At 32.4% G+C, this 1,260-nt stretch carries 1 protein-coding gene; it reads right to left on the bottom strand.

Going from position 1 to position 1,260, the window contains the following annotated elements; translation table 11 throughout:
- Nucleotides 1-38: 38 nt before the first annotated feature.
- A complete protein-coding gene (locus AC27VX_RS23725; RefSeq protein ID WP_488698444.1) occupies nucleotides 39-1,043 on the bottom strand; it encodes an IS110 family transposase in 1,005 nt (334 codons plus the stop codon).
- Nucleotides 1,044-1,260: the final 217 nt, after the last annotated feature.

Here is a 1,260-nt window from a genome sequence, read left to right as displayed (position 1 = left end):
GCATTCTATGACAACAAGCAAATAAAAACCGTTAAAATTTATGACGCAAATTTGTAAGTGTTTATATACGGAGTTTGTCGATTAATCACTGCAAAAACCCTGCTTATAAGTTTACATCGTATATTATTTAAAATTAGCATGGAATTTTTGCCTTCTGCCTTTTTCTTATAATAGTATTCTTTTATCTGGGCATCATATTTCATCGAAGTCATAGCGCACATTTGTAACAGGGATTTCATTTTTTTGTCAGCCACATGATTTACTTTGGTTCTTCCCTTAATACTTGAGCCGGAACTATACTCAAAAGGTGCAACGCCAGAATAGCAGGCAAACTTCCTCCAACTTGGGAAGGCTGTAAAACCTTTTGTAGCAATTATAAAATAAAGGCTTGTTTGATCACCAATTCCAGGTACTGATTTAATGAGTCTGGCCTGTTTCTGTAATTCTTCATTAGACTGAATAATCTGCTTTATTTTGTACTCTATCATCTTAATGGATTTTTTGATAGCGCAAACTAAGCTGCTATTGATCTTTGAAATCTGAGTGAGAATTTCTTTATTTACAAAATCAATATTCTCTTTAGAGGTTTGCATTATCAATAAAGATTTTAAGACCTTTTCTCTTTCAGTGTAAAGCATTTTCAACTTTAAAATATCTAGTTCCGCTAATGTGTATAATGCTAATTTATCAATATTTCTAAGACTATAGTAAGAAATATCTCTAGCATCGGTCTTATCATTTTTACCTCTGGAAATTCCTTTGGACCGCTTAATTTCCATGGCGGGAACTACCCATAGATCAAGTTTCAAATCTGTAGAGATTGTAATTAAATGATTAGTATAAATACCTGTGTTTTCGCAACAGAATAAGACATCGCAAATATCAATTTTTCGTTTTATGAGAGTCTTAATGAAAAGCTTGATGGACTTTACGTCGTTTTTCAAGACAAAGTGTTCAGATACAAGGGTTTGAATGTTTAATACATTTACATCCAATTTCAATTTTGAAACATCAATCCCAATGTGGAAGCAATAATTTTTCATAACTTTGGATTTAGGATAAACAAAATGTTGAACTTCTTTAGAGCCTTTATTAGACCTTAATGTCTATCATTCTATTTGAAGCTGTTCAACGGGATTCAAAGAGAAGGCAGAGGACTAATGCGCAGCATGGTTCTTTACCAGCAAAGTCTAAAGTTCACCTCTGCTTTCCTTTGAATAAATTTAGTCATTTTTATAGAATTCAAAGTAAAGGCAAAGT

The organism is Chryseobacterium sp. 14P4.3.2 (genome assembly GCF_057799275.1).
This window is presented reverse-complemented; position numbering and strand designations above follow the sequence as displayed.